The organism is Georhizobium sp. MAB10 (assembly GCF_045012825.1).
In the GTDB taxonomy this organism is placed as follows: Bacteria; Pseudomonadota; Alphaproteobacteria; order Rhizobiales; family Rhizobiaceae; genus Georhizobium; species Georhizobium profundi.
This window is the reverse complement of record NZ_CP118314.1, coordinates 1,105,807-1,121,344: the sequence shown is the minus strand read 5'-3', so window position 1 is coordinate 1,121,344 and position 15,538 is coordinate 1,105,807. Positions and strand designations below refer to the sequence as shown.

The following is a 15,538-nucleotide window of genomic DNA, read 5'->3' as shown; positions in this document are numbered from 1 at the left end:
GGGTGCCCCTTGAGGCCGTCGGTGTTCTAACACCCCGCTGACCCACCTTTTATGACAAGAGCATAACGGATTTATGACACCCTAAGACCTTGTTTTTCCTTATCAATTAGACGAAGCACGACATCATTCGGCGTTTTTTGTCGCTCAAATCTGACAATGAAGGTCGTGCCCTCTCCCAGTGTCGATTGAACCACCAGTCTCGTCCTGTGGCGGGTGAGAATGTGCTTGACGATGGCGAGCCCGAGACCGGTGCCACGCTTCGACCGGCTGCTCTCTATGTCGACCCGGTAAAAGCGCTCCGTCAACCGCGGCACATGCTCAGGCGCAATGCCTGGACCATAGTCGCGCACGCGAAGTTCGGCACTGCCGTAGCCTTCGTCAGTGGGCAGAACATCAACCGCCACATCGACGCGGCCACCACTCTGTCCGTATTTGCACGCGTTTTCGATGAGGTTTTGCAGCACCTGGATCAGTTCATCCCGGTCCCCCTGGATGACCACGCGCTCGTCCGGCACGGTTAACGCCACCGTCACACCCATTTCCGCCGCCAGCGGCTTCATGCTGTCGGTGACATGGGCGACGAGGCGGTTGAGGTCCACGCGGTCTGTCGGCGCCACATGGGTCTTCATCTCAAGCCGCGACAGCGACATCAGATCGTCGACGAGACGGGTCATGCGCGTCGCCTGCTCGTACATGATGTCGAGAAACCGCGCCTGCGCGTCGCGATCGTTCTTGGCCGGCCCCTTGATGGTCTCGATGAAGCCCGTCAGCGAGGCGAGCGGCGTGCGAAGCTCATGGCTGGCATTGGCAACGAAGTCGCTGCGCATGCGATCCATCCGCCGCGCTTCGGTCATGTCGCGAAAGGTCAGCAGATAGAGCTTGCCGCCGTGGTCGCGGGCGGGTGCACCCGCAATCGGCGCGCAGCGCACCTGGAACCAGCGCTCGGAGGGCACGCGCTCGGAATGATCGACAGAGCGGGGCTCGTCGTCCTCCATCGCCTGTTGCACCATGCCCAGAATGGCCGGTGACCGGATGCGGCCGGAAAGATGCGTGTTCGGCTCGGAAACGCCGAACAGGGCTTCTGCTGCTTCGTTCTGGAATTTCACCGTTCCGTCGACCCGCAGGAGATAGGCCGGCTCGTCCATGGCCTGCAGCGGCAGGGCGATCGCCTGACGCCAGTCCATCGCCGGTGCTTTCTGCCGGGCAGCCAGCCGCATGGAACGGGATCGCCGCGGCAGCGCGGCGGCAAGCGCGATGATGAGATAGAGAAGCGCGCCCGACAGCCACCCGATGGCTCCACTCGCTGCGAACGCCGCAATGGCGAGCGCTCCGGCGATCAGGATGTAGCGCGCATCCTTGAGCCGCATGGATGCAAGCCGCACCGAACCGCGTTCGGTCGTCTCGTTCATCGGCAGGCCGCCTTCAGACATGGCTCGTTCCATCCTCAACCTGAACGCACGAAAGACGAGCAGCTTGAATTCGCCGCGCCCCTGTGGCCCAAATCCTCCACGATCCCGGGCACACCGGAATCATCCGGCAACCATGACGCCCCCATGCGAGACATTTATGACAGATGAGCAGGAAGAGCGAGCAGTCGAGATCGTGATCGGCGGGGCAAAAAGACGGTTCGACATCGACGATCCCATCCTGCCCGATTGGGTGAAGACCCTGCAAGAACAAAGCGCCGTCGGTCAGCCGGACAAACTGGGCAGGTCGGACTACGACCGCGATCTGGAACTGCTGCAGGTTGAACTGGTCAAGGTGCAGGCCTGGCAGCAGGCCACCAGCGCTCGCGTTGTCTTGCTGTTCGAAGGCCGTGATGCGGCCGGCAAGGGTGGTGCGATCGCAGCAACGCGCGAATACATGAACCCGCGCAGCGCCCGCATCGTGGCGCTGCCGAAACCGACCGAGCGCGAGCGCGGCCAGTGGTACTACCAGCGTTATGTGGAGCACCTACCGTCCGCTGGCGAATTCGTGATGTTCGATCGGTCCTGGTACAACCGTGCCGGCGTGGAGCCGGTCATGGGCTTTTGCACCCCGGACGAGCATGCGCACTTCCTGGCTGAAACACCCGATTTCGAGCGGATGCTCGTCAAAAGCGGCATCTATCTCTTCAAATTCTGGCTGGATATCGGCCGCGCCAAACAGCTGGAACGCTTCCATGATCGTCGCCACACCATTCTGAAGGCGTGGAAGCTATCACCGATGGACATAGCGAGCATTCAGCGCTGGGACGATTACACCGCCATGCGCGATCAGATGTTTGCGAGCACCCACACCGATCTCGCGCCATGGATCGTGGTGCGTGCCGACGACAAGCGCCGCGCGCGCCTCAATCTCATCCGCCGCGTTCTTCTCGGCGTGCCCTACGAGGGCAAGAACATCAACGCTATCGGGCGGGAAGAACCGGCCATCATCGGCGGACCGGAACTGGCCGTTCAGGCCTGAGGAGGCTTCGGTTCAACGCCAGAACGCTCTTACGCGCCCGGCCGAAGACGGACGCTGAGGAGATCGATGCCCGCGCCTTCGCCGGCCACGTCGGCGTTGAGCATCACCGTACCGCCACTTGCTGCTCCGCCGGCGGCGCTGAGGTCGATGTCGAGCAGGAGGTCCGCGGGCGTCTGGTTGACCTCGAAGCGACGGCGCCCGCATCCGGCTTCAGCCGGGAAGCTGCACCGCATATAAATCTGGGTCACGCCCTCACCGGCCGAACGGACGGTCAGCGCAACGGTTGCCGGTCCTGCGGCAAGGGCCTCTGCCGTGTCGCCCTGAAGCGCGATGCGCACTTCGCCATCTTCGCCAGCACTTTGCGATTGAATCCTGAGAAACGGCTCGCTGGTATCGTCCACGACATCGACCGTCGCCGCCGATCCGGCTGAAACGCTATCGACGGTGTCGGTTTCGACGACCGTGATCCATTCACCAGTGAATTGCCCGGCGCCCACACGCTGGCCGGGCACGCTGGCACCATCCTCGCCCGGCTCAGCCAGGAGTCCGGCGCCGGATTCGGCGAGATTGCGGCCCACCTGCTCAATGCCGCCATTGGCGGAAATGAACCAAAGCGCTCCGGCAATCAGCAGCAATACGAAGCCAAGCTGAAGAGCGAGCCCGATCAGCGCACCGCCGCGACGCTTCTTCTTCCGACGCGGCGCTTCGACGACCGTTTCGACTTTGGGCTTGCCGCCACCACGGCGCAGAAAGCCTCTTTTTCCCCGGCCGGGCCGGACGTCTCCTGCCACGGAAGGCGACGCGGCACCCTCCACCGTTGCCGAAGCGGTTGACGCAGCCGGCTCGGTCCCAAGGCCCATATCCGGCTCCCGCCGGCCCATGCTGCTGCGCGGACCGTCGATCGAAAAACTGTCCGACCGATCGACCGAAGGTGCCCGATCATCAAAGTTAACGTCACGCCCTGCCCTGCCGTCGCGATCGACCGACACGATTGGCGGCTCTGCATCGGACCTGCGCCGAAACGCATCGTCCGGCATGACCTGCGGGGCATTGCCGATATCGGGTGCACCACCGGGAGCAGAAGGCGCTGGATCCGCGACGGACCCGATCGTCGGAACCGGTGTGATCGAGCTTACGCGTTCCCGTTCTGCAAATTCCTTTTCAACCCTGGCAATGACGCTCTCAGCCTCGATGCGCTGCTGGTTGATCACCTCCGGCGCGACATCCGCCTGCTTCGCGAACGAGTTCTGGACGGCCTGGCGCGCCGACGCATAAACGCGCTGGCGCGTTTCGGCATCGGGATTGCCGGCACGTGCCAGGGCATTGCGGAGGGCGGTTTCGAGACCTTGCACGAGCGGGCCTTTCGGTAAGGCAGGCGCTCTGGGCACCTGGGCCCAAGAGCATTGGGCGAAAATTGAGTTCATCTTGCGTCAAACTCACCGGTACAAGCTCAATTCGTCCCGCGCAAGCAAGGCGTTAACCAAGACCGAGATGCGTGCCGAACAATTGCGCCGCTCTCAGGCACGCCAAGGTGGGCTGGACGGAAAACGCTCCGAATGGCATAGGTGGCCACAAGCGCAGTTTACGTAAGTGTCAATCAAAACGCTCTCGAGGTGATGCTCCATGGCTCTTCCGTCCATTCTCAAGGACCGGCTCCGCCTTCCCGTTGTTGCTGCCCCCCTGTTCATCATCTCGCACCCGCCGCTGGTCATCGCGCAGTGCAAGGCCGGCGTCGTCGGCTCGTTTCCGGCACTCAATGCGCGTCCCGAAGCGCAGCTCGATGAGTGGCTGGCGGAAATCACCGAGACGCTTGCGGCCCATGACGCAGCGAACCCGGACCGCCCTTCCGCTCCCTTTGCCGTCAACCAGATCGTCCACCGCTCCAACCAGCGGTTGGAACACGATCTGCGGATGTGCGTGAAATACAAGGTGCCGATCGTCATCTCGTCGCTTGGCGCCGTGCCAGAAGTCAATGATGCGATCCACTCCTATGGCGGCATCGTGCTGCACGACGTCATCAACAACCGCCACGCCCATTCGGCGATCAAGAAGGGTGCCGATGGCCTCATCGCGGTCGCGGCCGGCGCCGGTGGCCACGCGGGACCCCTCTCGCCCTTCGCGCTCGTCCAGGAAATCCGCGAATGGTTCGACGGCCCGCTCCTGCTGTCCGGCTCGATCGCAACCGGCGATGCGGTTCTCGCCGCACAGGCCATGGGGGCCGACATGGCCTATATCGGCACGCCCTTCATCGCCACGCCGGAAGCCCGCGCAATCGATGCCTACAAGGACATGATCGTCGAAAGCACCGCCAAGGACATCGTCTATTCGAACTTCTTCACCGGCATTCCCGGCAATTACCTGAAACCGTCGATCGCCAAGGCCGGCATGGATCCCGACAATCTGCCGCAAGCCGATGCCTCGAAGATGGATTTCGATGGCGCTGCAGCTGGCGCCAAGGCCTGGCGCGATATCTGGGGCGCTGGCCAGGGCATCGGCGCCGTGAAAGAAGTCGCTCCCGTGGGCCAATTGGTCGACCGGCTGGAACGCGAATACCGCGCCGCCAAGGCCCGCATCTGCGCCTGAACGCGCTCTGCTCGGAATTTGCCTTTGCCCGCTTGAAATGCCCGCACAATCGCGGTATCTGCGGGCACCTATCGTGGCGGCCCTGTTCGGGGTAGCCACCGGGCCGCTTTAGCTCAGTTGGTAGAGCACATCATTCGTAATGATGGGGTCAGGTGTTCGAGTCACCTAAGCGGCACCACTTCTACAAGCCAGTATGTCTCGATGGCACGGCGCCTTCCTCAAAGCAAAACAGACTGCCTCATCGGGCGGGCTGCAATCTCATCCGGAATTCCATGACACCCAGATGAACAACACGCCAATTCCGGCGTTAGTCGCGGACCAACATCATTGGAGGCCGCCTTGGGAAACACACCGCAGGATCGTTCACGCGTCGCCGGAAAGCAGGACCACGAAGTTCGCTACGAAGCCGACAAGACCGGCAAATCAAAGGCCGAGGTCAAGGACGCGGTGAAAGAAGTCGGCAACAGCCGAAAGAAGGTCGAACAGAGGCTCGATAACAAATAGCAGACCGAGCGGGTTGGCCGGGTGGCGGCAAACATCCTTCTTCTGCCCCTCCCACCTTTCGAAACCCTCGTGCGATCATCCCGCGGCGACCTGCGCATGATCGCTCTCGGAACACTCTGCCATGTCGCCGGTTCTGCTCATGAAGGAGACCGCCATGGCCGATGATCGCAACGAGTGGACGAACCCCCAGGATAACGACGAGGCGGAGATCAAGTATCTCGTCGAGAACACCGACCTGTCACCGCTTCAGGCGAAGGAACTCGTCGCCGAGCACGGTGCCAATCGTGACAAGCTTTTGGAGATCGCAAGGACGATGCAGGCGGAAGGGTGAGGGCACCGGAACCTTCCCACCGCTTGGCAGTTTGCCTGTCACTCAAAAGGGAGCCGTCATGAGCCGCAACACACTGATCGCTGTCATCATCATTCTTCTGATCATCTTCGGTGGTTGGTCGTTCATGGGCGTCTGACGCCTACCCTCGCCCGTTCACCATCATCTCGGATCGCGTGTTCGGCTCGATTGTACTGTTTTCGGCCTTTGGCTATTGAGATGAACGGCCGCGTATTCCACGTGGCCGTTGGGGCACTGTGCCGCCTGGGGAACACTGCAATGAAGTCCGCCGTCCTGTCCGTAGCCGCTTTCGCGTCTTTGGCATTGGCAACCACCGCATCAGCCGAAGATCTGGTCTTCACGCTGAACAACAACACCGATTTCACCTTGATGGAATTCTACGCCTCCCCCACCGATGTATCGAACTGGGAAGAGGATATTCTCGGCGCGGATGTCCTCTCTTCCGGACAGAGCGTCCAGATCACCATCGCAGACGGCCGGTCCGCCTGTGACTACGATTTGCGCATGGTCTTCGATGACGGCGACGTCGTGGAAGATGCCGCTGATCTTTGCGAGACGGGCAGCTACACGGTCGAATGACCCGCCGAGTCGGCCAAGTGTCATTGGCTGCTTATTGAGCTTCCGATAAACTAAAAAGGCAACGAGTCGCTGATCGTGACCCGCCGGGCCGTCTGACGGTCCGGCTTTGCCGCAACCTTTCCCATGGAAGTTCGTTGCGTCCGCAGAATTGGTGTCCATGGTTGTTCCTGGTGAGCGGCCAAACGGCCTCTCATCGCTCAACCAAGGTTATCCGCCCGTGAGACGTCTCGATATCATTGATGGAATGCGAGGCTACTTCCTCGTTTTCATGCTGATCAACCACCTCGTCTTCATTGGTGGGTATTGGCTGGTCGAGATCAACCATCGCCAACTGGCGTTTGTCGAAGACGCTCAGGGTTTTGTGTTTCTGTCGGGTCTGCTGATCGGCCTGGTCTATGCCCGCAAGATGCTGAAATACGGCAAGGATGAAGGATCGCGCAAAGTCTATTCGCGCGCGTTCGAACTCTACCGCTACGCCATGGGGCTCATTCTTGCCGTGCTGCTCGTGCGGATGGTGCTGCCAGGTGGCCACGAAGCCTGGTGGAACTGGCTGGGCGATACCGATTTCAGCGATCCGCTTCGGCTGGCCGCCATAGCGACGTTCATCTTCCAGCCGACTTTCATGGACATCCTGCCGCAATACACGGTCTATCTCCTCTTCGCGCCCACCCTCATCTGGCTGACGCTCAAGGGACAGTGGCGCACCGTGATGGTCGGCTCCTTCCTGGTCTGGTTTGCCGCACAGCTCGGCGTTCACCGCCTGGTCACGGTACCGCTCGATACGTTGGTCGAAGGCTCGGACGAACAGGGCGTGCGCGTCAGCTTCAACATGATGGGCTGGCAGATCGTCTTCTTCACAGCGCTGGTGCTCGGCACGCTCACAGCGCAGAAGAAGATCGATTGGACGTCGATTTTCGCCCCGGAAAAGACCTTTTGGCCCAAAGTCGCTCTGATCACCGTGCTGTTCTTCCTGCCGCTGCGTGTCGCTACAGCACACGGCTTCATGCCGGACTTCATGATCGGCAAGTTCGCCTCGCTCGAAGTGCGCGCCGATTTCGGCCCGGTTTATCTCGTCAACTTTATCGCCGTCGCCTTCGGTATGGCGTGGCTCCTGATTGCGGGCCCGCGTCACTCCAATGCTGTGGTGCGTGCTGTGGCCGATGGCCTGATCTGGGTCTTCACCCTTCGCTTCCTGCAACTGCTCGGCCGTCACTCCCTGCAGGTCTATGTCTGGCACGTCGTGATCGTCTACGCAGTCTATTATGTGGACCAGCGGACGCCGGAGTTGTCGCAACTCACGAAGACGGTGATCGCGGTCGTCTCGATCGGTCTGCTCGCCTTGCCGGCGATCTGGCGGGAGCGCGACAAGTTCTTCGGTGCAGGCGAGGCCGTGGCGGTCGGCAATACCATGGGAGCGACACCAGCCTCTGCGACCACGAAAGCAAGTGCGAGGATTTCGCCGAAATAGCCTGTGGCGTGCGATCCCTGCCGATATTCATGTCAATGAAAATCGCGTGACTTCGGTATGATCCGCACATTGCGCGGGTGGCGCCCGCCCTCGCCCTGGCGGGTATAAGTTGGGTGGGTAACCTCGTCGGCGCGTGACAATTCGATGCTGGCGGAATGGACATCGGACAGCATCGCGAGATCCCCCGTGCGGTCATGCACGGCAGTGACCATGAGATGCACCACGCCTTCCTTGCTTCTTTGGATCTGAGCTTCGACCACGACGAGCTTTGCGCTCATCACGGCGCGTCGATACCTGTCGAAAAGCCGCGACCATAAAAGCGTATTGGCGACGCCTGTCTCGTCCTCAAGCGTCATGAAGATCGCGTTGCCCTTGCCGGGCCGCTGGCGCACCAGAACCACCCCCGCAACCTTGACGAACGCACGGTCCGGCATCTCCCCTGACTGAGCGCAGGAGATGATGCCTTCGCTGCGAAATCGCTCGCGCAGAAAAGCGATTGGATGCGCCTTGAGCGAGAGTTTAACAGTCTGATAATCGGCAACGACTTGTTCGGCGAGCGGCATGGGTGGCAGGCGGGAGGGTTGTTCAAGCCCGAGTTCCTGCTGCGCGGCCGCGGCAAAGAGCGGCAGCGGCCGATCTTCCGGCAACCGCCGCACGGCCCACAGCGCATCACGCCGGTCGACGCCAATCGACCGAAATGCATCGGCATCGGCCAGGCCTTTCAGCGCGCGGTGTTCGAGCTCGACCCCATGCCACAGGGCTTCGATGCTCGCATAGCCACGGCCACGCCGGGAAACGAGCGCTTGCGACCAGTCCTCGCGAAACCCATCCATCTGCCGAAAGCCGATGCGCAGGGCGAGTTTACCATTCGCCGCCCGCTCCAGCGTGTTGTCGTGGTGGCTGTAATTCACGTCCACCGGCCGCACTTCCACCCCGTGCTCACGCGCATCGCGCACGATCTGCGCTGGAGCGTAAAAGCCCATGGGCTGGGAATTGAGAAGCCCACAGGCAAAGACCGCCGGATAATGGTGCTTGATCCAAGCCGAGACATAGACGAGGCGTGCGAAGGAAGCCGCGTGGCTTTCGGGAAACCCATACTCACCAAAACCCTTGATCTGCGCAAAGCAGCGCTGGGCAAAATCCCGGTCGTAGCCGCGCCGCGCCATGCCATCCACCATCATTTCCTCGAAACGGCCGATCGTGCCGTTGTGGCGGAAGGTTGCCATCGCCTTGCGGAGCCCGTTCGCTTGGTCCGGCGTAAATTCCGCCGCCGTGATCGCCAGCTGCATTGCCTGTTCCTGGAAAAGCGGCACTCCCAATGTGCGGGAAAGAACATGCTTGAGCTCGTCCGGATCATGTGGCGGGGCGGGCGAAGGAAAATGCACCTCCTCAAGCCCATCGCGCCGCCGCAGATAGGGATGAACCATGTCGCCCTGGATCGGCCCGGGCCGCACGATCGCCACCTGGATGACGAGATCGTAGAACTCTTTCGGCTTGAGGCGCGGCAGCATGTTGATCTGCGCCCGGCTTTCCACCTGGAAGACGCCGATGGAATCGCCCTTCTGAAGCATGCGATAGACATCGTCATCGTGCTTGATGGCAGCAAGATCGAGGTCCCTGCCCTCGTGCAGCCGGATCAGGTCGAAGCATTTGCGAATGCAGGTCAGCATGCCGAGCGCCAGAACGTCGACCTTCATCAGCCCCAGTTCGTCGATATCGTCCTTGTCCCACTCGATGAAGGTGCGGTCCTCCATCGCCGCATTGCCGATCGGCACCGTCTCGTCGAGCCGCCCGTTGGTCAGCACGAAGCCGCCCACATGCTGCGAGAGGTGGCGCGGAAAAGTGAGAAGCTGGCGGGCGAAATCGAGCGCGCGGGCGATGACGGGATTGTGCGGATCGAGCCCAGCCTGGCGCACATGGCTTTCCGGAATGCTGTCGCCGAAACTCCCCCACACCATGCCGCCGAGACGCGCCGTCACGTCGTCGGTCAGCCCGAACACCTTGCCGACTTCGCGGATGGCGCTGCGCGGCCGATAGCGGATGACGGTTGCGGCGATACCAGCGCGTAGCCGTCCATAGCGCTCATAAAGGTGCTGGATGACCTCTTCGCGCCGCTCATGCTCGAAGTCGACATCGATATCCGGCGGCTCGCGACGCTCCTCCGACAGAAAGCGCGCAAAGAGAAGATTGCTGGTCGCGGGATCGACCGAGGTAATGCCGAGCACGAAACAGACCGCCGAATTGGCGGCGGATCCACGGCCCTGGCACAAAATGCCCCGGTTGCGCGCAAACTGCACGATATCGTGGATCGTCAGGAAATAGCGCGCATAATCGAGCTTCGCGATCAGCGCGAATTCCTGCTTCAGAAGCGCATCCACCTTGGGCGGAACGCCATCGGGGTAGACCCAGCCGGCATGTTTCCAGGTGAGTTCCTCCAGCCAGCCCTGCGGCGTCTTGCCGGGCGGCACCGGTTCGTCCGGATACTCGTATTTCAACTGATCGAGCGAAAAATCGATGCGGGCGAGGAAGTCCGTCGTTTCGCCGATGGCCTCCGAGCAGTCGCGAAAGAGCCGCTGCATCTCGTGCGGTGGCTTCAGATAGCGCTCGGCATTTTCCTGAAGCAGGCGGCCTGCCGCCTCGATCGTCGTCTTCTCGCGAATGCAGGTGAGCACATCCTGCAGGGGCCGGCGTTCATGTGCGTGATAAAGCACATCGTTGAGCGCCATCAGCGGCACGCGCGCCGCATCGGCCAGGGACTTCAGGGCGACGAGGCGGCGCCGGTCATCCCCTCGACGACCCATGGCCGCGCCGAGCCAGACGGAGCCGGGTGCCGTGCGTGAAAGCCGCGCAAGCGTGGCTTCCACCTGGTCAAGCTGATCGGGCGGCATGACGATGAACAGAAGATCGGCCGAAAGCGACAGGAGATCGGCGAAGCTCAGGATGCAATCGCCCTTCTTCGTGTCGCCCATCTTGCCCTTCGTCAAAAGTCGGCAAAGCCTGCCCCAACCGGCCCGGTTTTCCGGATAGGCGAGAATGTCGGGCGTGCCGTCGGCGAAGACGAGCCGGGCGCCGACGACCAGCTTGAAATCGAGCCTGGCACCCTTTCCATACTGAGCGGCGTAATCGGAATTCAGCTCGTTGAGAGCGCTATAGGCGCGGACGACGCCCGCCACCGTGTTGCAATCGGCGATGCCGATGCCCGCATAGCCGAGTTCCAGCGCGCGGGTGATGAACTCATGCGGATGGGAGGCCCCGCGCAGAAAGGAGAAATTGGTGGAGACCGCAAGTTCGCCGTACCGCATCATGCGAAGATCCCATGCAGGAACCAGCGCGGATTGGTGACTTCCATCCCGTAGAGCCCTTCGCGATAGACCCAGAACCGGCGCCCAGCGGTATCCTCGAGCCGGAAATAATCGCGTGTCATCGCCTGTCCGGCATCGCGCCACCACTCCTGCGCAATGCGTTCCGGACCTTCCGCCTTGACGATCGCATGCTCGACCCGGCGCCAGAAGAAGCGATGCGGCGGGCCATCCGGAACCGAGGCGGTGACATCGATCGCATGGGGCGGCGTGAAGAGAAAAAGCGGACGCAAGGGCGGCTCACCACTGTCCTGCACCACCCATGTGATCGCCGACTGCTCCGATGACAATGCCGGAATGGCTTCGGCGGCACGTTCGGGAATATGCGTATCGCGCGAAACGAAGCGCACCACCTGCTCGGGCGAAAACCGGGCACTCAGGCGCTCCACCAACTCGCTCGCCTCTTCGGTCGGAACGCCTTTCGACGAAAGCTCCTGCGCCTCGGGAACGAGCGTTTCGCTGAAGATGACGGACAGGCGGATCAGATCGAAGCCGAAGCCAGGATCCAGCGGATCGGCAAGCCCCTCGAGCTTGGCATCGTAAAGGCGCATCAGCGCAGCTGGATCGCGCGAAGGCCGTGCCGTTTCCACCGGAATGCGCGTCACCTTGCCGTCGGCCCGGAAGAAAGCCGCCTCGAAAAGCCGGCCGCCCTTGCCGCGCTGCTGCAAAAGTTCTCCCGCCTGCCCCGCAAGGTGGCGCAGGCACGCCCGAATGTCCTCCTCGTAGCCGATCGGCTCGCCGAACCGCTTTTCCACGATGATGTCACCGACCGTGCGACGCGGCGTGATCGATGAGCGGCGCCGCCCCATCACGAGATCGAGCCGGTAGGCAAGTTCCGGCCCGAAGCGCGCGACAAGAGGTCCGCGCGGACGCGCCGCGACATCACCGATGCTCCTGAGCCCGGCGCGGGCGAGCCCGTTTTCGATCTCCGCGCCAAGACCAAGGGCGGCCACGGGCAAGGGCCGCACCGCCTGCTCTTCACTGCCTTCAGCCACGATACCGCCTGACCCGAACTGCGCCATGGCGCGCGCCGTATCCGGCGCCGAGGCGATCGCGGCGAAGGTCTTGAAGCCTGCCGTTTCGAACTTGTCTGCGATATCCTTCAGCATGGCCGCCTCGCCGCCGAAAAGATGAACGCAGCCGGCGATGTCCAGCATGAGCCCTCCCGTGCCATCGAAACCGACGAGCGGCGTGAAGCGGTCGCAGGCATCGGCGAGCCGTTCCAGCATACGCCGGTCTGCTTCCGGCGCCGTCTCGCACACCTCGATATCGGGCACGCGCGCCCGCGCATCGGCAAGCGTGAGCCCCGGCGACAGGCCGAGCGCTCGTGCCGCCGGGTCGGCGGCGGCAAGATGCAAGGCGCCCTTCACCTTCTCGACGATGACGAGAGGCTTCGACAGGCTGCTGCTTTTCTCTTTCGGCGCGTCTTCAGCCTGTCTTGCGGAAGGGCTTCTGGTCTTCTGGCGATGCAGCCGGTCGGTCGACAGGAAGGGAAACCACAGAGCCAGGAAGCGGCTTTGCGGCGCTTCGCTTGGGTGTTGCGAGGGGCTCGTCGAAACGGGCAGGCTGTGCTGCGGAGAGATCGAAGCTTTTGCGGTCACGGTTCCACTCCAAATGCCAGCGCCCGCCCGCAATGCCGGCGCGATGACGGTCCAAAAGAATATCGAAGACAGGATTGGACGGTGCCCCGGCCGCAAGCCCCACCGAGGGTGCCGCCCTTACCTGCCATCGGGTGAGTGAAGAACTGGGCTGCGGCTGCCCCGCCGCCCGAAGGACGAACCCCGTCACGCCGGAACGTGAGGCCGCCAGCATCATGCGGCGGCTGGCTGTCAGGTCGAGAAACCCTGCCTTGCCCCAGATTTCCAGGAGAACGGCGCCAAGAGCCGGGGACCGCAAGGCCTCAAGCCCCGCCCGTAGAACCATCGTCTCGCTTTTTGCCGAAATCAGCAAAACCCGGTCCGGATCGATGCCGAACTGCGCAAGGCCGGGCGCATAGAGATCGCCCTGCTCCAGCACCGCAAATGCATGCCGCACCCAGACGATGTGCCGCCCCTCTCCGGCGGCGCGCAGGGCAAGCGCAAGCGCAAACCCGGCGCTTGCACCCGCATCGCCCACTTCATGGGCAAAAACCTCGTGCAGGCATCCCCGCGGAAGCCCACAGCCCAAGGCTGCGTCGACCTGATCGACACCCAGAGTAAAGCCTTTCTCCCCCGGCGATCGCGCCGGTTCCAGTGCAGCCAGTTGCTGCTTTAGCTGGGAAAGGGTGGAGGACATGGAGATCAGGCTCGATCGTCGGTTGGAGGTTAATTTCAATGTTCATGATATGTTCTATTTAGGACTCAGCTTCAGCAAAGAGTCAACAACCACGCCGGCCATGTTTCAGACAGTTGCGCGCGGACGACGTTTACGTCAAAGTCAGATCAATTAGCGCGGACGGTGCGGGTGTCACACCCGGCAAATCCTGCTAGCTTCACAAACCAGCGTGGGACGGCGCCGAGGTTTGAGAGGAATTGCCAAAAAGACCACAAGATACCGGGAGGGCATCGTGGAACCAAATATCAGGACAACCGACCAGAACTCCGCCAAGCTCTGGCTGAATTCCTATCCGCCGGGGACACCAGCCGACATCGGGCCATTGGCCTACGCCTCTATCGGCGAATTGATCGAAACCGCCTGCAAGCGTTTTGCCGAGCGACCGGCCTTCACCTGCATGGGCAAGTCCATCAGCTATGCGGATCTTGACACCCATTCCGCCGCGCTCGGTGCCTGGCTGCAAGGCAAGGGCCTGAAGCAGGGTGACCGCGTTGCCGTGATGATGCCGAACATCCTGCAGAACCCGGTTGCGATCGCAGCCGTGCTGCGCGCGGGCTTCGTCGTCGTCAACGTCAATCCGCTCTACACGCCGCGCGAATTGCAGCATCAGCTGAAGGATTCCGGCGCCAAGGCGATCATCATCCTCGAAAACTTCGCCCACACGCTGCAGGAAGTGGTCGCCAAAACCGACGTCAAGCATGTCTGCGTCGCAACCATGGGCGACATGATGGGCCTCAAGGGCCACATCGTGAACCTCGTGGTCCGCAAGGTGAAGAAGATGGTGCCGGCATGGAGCCTGCCCGGCCACATTCCCTTCAAGACTGCACTTGCCGAAGGGCGCGGCAAGGCGTTCACGCCTGCCAAGGTCAAGCCGGATGATATCGCCTTCCTGCAATATACCGGCGGCACGACGGGCGTTTCCAAGGGCGCGGTTCTCAGCCATTCGAACGTGTTGTCGAACGGTGCCCAGATCAATCTCTGGCTGCAGGCAGCCTTCCTCAACAAGGAGCGGCCGGATCGGCTGGTCTTCGTTTGCGCGCTGCCGCTCTACCACATCTTCGCGCTGACGGTGAATGCCATCATGGGCATCGACCAGGGCGCGCAGAACATCCTGATCCCCAATCCGCGTGACATTCCGGGCTTCGTCAAGGAGCTTGCGAAATATGAGGTCCACATCTTCCCCGGCCTTAACACGCTCTTCAATGCGCTGCTCAACAACGATGATTTCAAGAAGCTCGACTTCAGCAACCTCATCCTGACGCTTGGCGGCGGCATGGCTGTGCAGCGTCCGGTGGCCGAGCGCTGGCACCAGCTGACCAACTGCCCGATCTCGGAAGGTTACGGGCTTTCCGAAACCTCGCCGGTCGCCACCGCAAACCGCTTCGACCGCGCCGAATTCACCGGCACGATCGGCCTGCCCCTGCCCTCCACGGAGATCGCGATCCGCGACGAGGACGGCAAGGATCTCGGCATCGGCGACGTCGGCGAGATCTGCATCCGCGGCCCTCAGGTCATGAAGGGCTATTGGCAGCGCGACGACGAGACGGCCAAGGTGATGACGTCGGATGGCTTCTTCCGCTCCGGCGACATGGGCTACATGGACGAGGACGGCTACACCAAGATCGTCGACCGGAAGAAGGACATGATCCTCGTCTCCGGCTTCAACGTCTATCCGAACGAGGTCGAGGAAGTGGCCGTGTCCCATCCGGGCATCGTCGAAGCGGCAGCCATCGGCCTGCCCGATGAGCACTCCGGCGAAGTCGTGAAGCTTTACGTCGTCAAGAAGGATCCGTCCCTCACCGAAGACGACGTGAAGAAGCACTGCGCCGAAGGCCTGACGAACTACAAGCGCCCGAAATACGTGGAGTTCCGCGACGAACTGCCGAAGACCAACGTTGGCAAGATCCTGCGCCGCAAACTGCGCGACGAGTAAAC

The 15,538-nt window shown here is 62.1% G+C and carries 12 protein-coding genes and 1 tRNA gene; 8 read left to right on the top strand and 5 right to left on the bottom strand.

Going from position 1 to position 15,538, the window contains the following annotated elements; translation table 11 throughout:
• Positions 1 to 71 precede the first annotated feature (71 nt).
• Positions 72 to 1,409, bottom strand: coding sequence for a phosphate regulon sensor histidine kinase PhoR (phoR, locus tag PU133_RS05115; protein WP_404864450.1), 1,338 nt, complete (start codon positions 1,407 to 1,409; stop codon positions 72 to 74).
• A 157-nt stretch (positions 1,410 to 1,566) separates the two neighbouring features.
• On the opposite strand from phoR, the gene ppk2 reads away from it, so the two are divergent.
• Positions 1,567 to 2,448, top strand: a complete 882-nt coding sequence (gene ppk2, locus PU133_RS05110) for a polyphosphate kinase 2 (protein WP_404863766.1) — start codon at positions 1,567 to 1,569, stop codon at positions 2,446 to 2,448.
• Positions 2,449 to 2,477: 29 nt separating this feature from the next.
• Here the strand turns inward: ppk2 and PU133_RS05105 are convergent, their stop codons facing one another.
• On the bottom strand, positions 2,478 to 3,800 hold the full coding sequence (locus PU133_RS05105; protein WP_404863765.1) for a hypothetical protein: 1,323 nt from the start codon (positions 3,798 to 3,800) through the stop codon (positions 2,478 to 2,480).
• A 271-nt stretch (positions 3,801 to 4,071) separates the two neighbouring features.
• Here PU133_RS05105 and PU133_RS05100 point away from each other — a divergent pair, with 271 nt between their 5' ends.
• From PU133_RS05100 to PU133_RS05075, 6 genes are all read left to right on the top strand, one after another.
• Positions 4,072 to 5,031: an NAD(P)H-dependent flavin oxidoreductase gene (locus PU133_RS05100; protein ID WP_404863764.1), complete on the top strand. Its 960-nt coding sequence runs from the start codon at positions 4,072 to 4,074 to the stop codon at positions 5,029 to 5,031.
• A gap of 102 nt (positions 5,032 to 5,133) precedes the next feature.
• A tRNA-Thr gene (locus PU133_RS05095) sits at positions 5,134 to 5,209 on the top strand.
• Positions 5,210 to 5,358: 149 nt separating this feature from the next.
• Positions 5,359 to 5,535 (top strand): DUF3606 domain-containing protein, encoded by a 177-nt coding sequence (locus PU133_RS05090; RefSeq protein WP_404863763.1) that lies wholly within the window; start codon positions 5,359 to 5,361, stop codon positions 5,533 to 5,535.
• 154 nt (positions 5,536 to 5,689) lie between these two features.
• Complete coding sequence (locus tag PU133_RS05085) at positions 5,690 to 5,866, top strand: hypothetical protein (RefSeq protein WP_404863762.1); 177 nt, start codon at positions 5,690 to 5,692, stop codon at positions 5,864 to 5,866.
• A 276-nt stretch (positions 5,867 to 6,142) separates the two neighbouring features.
• Complete coding sequence (locus PU133_RS05080; RefSeq protein WP_404863761.1) at positions 6,143 to 6,463, top strand: hypothetical protein; 321 nt, start codon at positions 6,143 to 6,145, stop codon at positions 6,461 to 6,463.
• 217 nt (positions 6,464 to 6,680) lie between these two features.
• Positions 6,681 to 7,931 (top strand): OpgC family protein, encoded by a 1,251-nt coding sequence (locus PU133_RS05075; RefSeq protein ID WP_404863760.1) that lies wholly within the window; start codon positions 6,681 to 6,683, stop codon positions 7,929 to 7,931.
• A 32-nt stretch (positions 7,932 to 7,963) separates the two neighbouring features.
• Here PU133_RS05075 and PU133_RS05070 read toward each other — a convergent pair whose 3' ends face one another.
• Genes PU133_RS05070 through PU133_RS05060 form a run of 3 tightly spaced genes read right to left on the bottom strand, consistent with a single transcriptional unit; the run spans position 7,964 to position 13,564 of the window.
• Positions 7,964 to 11,236 (bottom strand): error-prone DNA polymerase, encoded by a 3,273-nt coding sequence (locus tag PU133_RS05070; RefSeq protein ID WP_404863759.1) that lies wholly within the window; start codon positions 11,234 to 11,236, stop codon positions 7,964 to 7,966.
• Positions 11,233 to 12,660 (bottom strand): Y-family DNA polymerase, encoded by a 1,428-nt coding sequence (locus PU133_RS05065; RefSeq protein WP_404864449.1) that lies wholly within the window; start codon positions 12,658 to 12,660, stop codon positions 11,233 to 11,235. The genes PU133_RS05070 and PU133_RS05065 overlap by 4 nt, the downstream gene beginning before the upstream one ends.
• Before the next feature lie 58 nt (positions 12,661 to 12,718).
• Positions 12,719 to 13,564: an ImuA family protein gene (locus PU133_RS05060; protein ID WP_404863758.1), complete on the bottom strand. Its 846-nt coding sequence runs from the start codon at positions 13,562 to 13,564 to the stop codon at positions 12,719 to 12,721.
• A 268-nt stretch (positions 13,565 to 13,832) separates the two neighbouring features.
• Here PU133_RS05060 and PU133_RS05055 point away from each other — a divergent pair, with 268 nt between their 5' ends.
• Positions 13,833 to 15,536, top strand: a complete 1,704-nt coding sequence (locus PU133_RS05055; protein ID WP_404864448.1) for a long-chain fatty acid--CoA ligase — start codon at positions 13,833 to 13,835, stop codon at positions 15,534 to 15,536.
• Positions 15,537 to 15,538 lie beyond the last annotated feature (2 nt).

What these genes read in the sequence shown, in the direction of transcription:
- phoR (WP_404864450.1), bottom strand. Translation starts at nt 1,409, where the DNA reads ATGAACGAGACGACCGAACGCGGTTCGGTGCGGCTTGCATCCATGCGG.
- ppk2 (WP_404863766.1), top strand. Translation starts at nt 1,567, where the DNA reads ATGACAGATGAGCAGGAAGAGCGAGCAGTCGAGATCGTGATCGGCGGG.
- PU133_RS05100 (WP_404863764.1), top strand. Translation starts at nt 4,072, where the DNA reads ATGGCTCTTCCGTCCATTCTCAAGGACCGGCTCCGCCTTCCCGTTGTT.
- PU133_RS05085 (WP_404863762.1), top strand. Translation starts at nt 5,690, where the DNA reads ATGGCCGATGATCGCAACGAGTGGACGAACCCCCAGGATAACGACGAG.
- PU133_RS05080 (WP_404863761.1), top strand. Translation starts at nt 6,143, where the DNA reads ATGAAGTCCGCCGTCCTGTCCGTAGCCGCTTTCGCGTCTTTGGCATTG.
- PU133_RS05070 (WP_404863759.1), bottom strand. Translation starts at nt 11,236, where the DNA reads ATGATGCGGTACGGCGAACTTGCGGTCTCCACCAATTTCTCCTTTCTG.
- PU133_RS05060 (WP_404863758.1), bottom strand. Translation starts at nt 13,564, where the DNA reads ATGTCCTCCACCCTTTCCCAGCTAAAGCAGCAACTGGCTGCACTGGAA.